This is a genomic window from Rhizobium sp. PDO1-076 (genome assembly GCF_000247475.1).
GTDB lineage: Bacteria > Pseudomonadota > Alphaproteobacteria > Rhizobiales > Rhizobiaceae > Allorhizobium.
The window spans coordinates 1-958 of record NZ_AHZC01000316.1; the positions used below are offsets into that span (position 1 = coordinate 1).

The following is a 958-nucleotide window of genomic DNA, read 5'->3' on the forward strand; positions in this document are numbered from 1 at the left end:
CGCCTCCGGTCTCATGCATCGGCATGTATATGAGATCGGTATCGACCGATTGACGCGGCAGGCTGCGCGCAATGGGTTTGATCGCCGTTTTCAAACCATGCCGAGTTTGAACCCATCAAAATATCCTCGATGCGATTGAGCATATCTGACACTATTCAAACTATAGGTGTTCAGCGCCCGCCACTGGCGGGCGCAAAATTTCCCCACCGACAGAAAGGGAACCGCCGCTCACGCGGCGGCTCCTTCCTTGGTGTCCGCAACGCTCTGCAGGCCGTGCAGGAAATCGGCGGCGCGCTGCGCGTGGGCGGCGGCGCTGAAGATCGCGCGCTTGTCTTCCTTCAGTACCTTAAGCCAGCACTGAATATAGGCGGCATGATCGGTGCCAGGCTGGGGCGTCAAATCCAGATCGGCGCACAGAAATGCTGCGCCAAGCTCGGCAACCAGTTCCTCGCGGGCATAGCCTTCATCACCCCACTTTTTGCGACCAAGCTCCCGGTCAAGGCGGTTCTTGTGTTTTGTCCAGTGGGTCAATTCGTGCGCCAGCGTCGCATAGTACGCCTCGGGCGCGTGAAAGCTCTCGAAACGGGGCATCTGCACATGATCGCTCGCGCCATTGTAATAGGCCTGATTGCCGCCGTGGCGAATATCGGCACGGGTCATGGAAAAGAACGCTTCGGCGTGTTCGATCCGCATGGCCGGATCAATCACGGGTTCGGGCTTCGCATAATATTGCTCCGGCAGCCCTTCGATTTGCTCGACGTTAAAAACCGTATAGGCTTTCATGAACGGAATGTGCCGCTCTTCCTCGCCGCCGTCGTCCTGCTCCTCGGTCTTGCTGATGGTGTTCGCATAGACAACCATATTGCCACGCTCGCCCTCGCGCACATGCGCGCCAAGCTCCCTGGCCTGTTTGAAGGTCATCCAATAGGGGGAGGAAAAACCAGCCTCGATGGCCGCG

The 958-nt window shown here is 58.2% G+C and carries 1 protein-coding gene; it reads right to left on the bottom strand.

Annotated features, from left to right (window positions below; genetic code table 11):
• Positions 1–228: 228 nt before the first annotated feature.
• On the bottom strand, positions 229–958 hold a 730-nt coding region (locus tag PDO_RS15840; RefSeq protein ID WP_007603926.1), incomplete at its 5' end, for an ArdC family protein.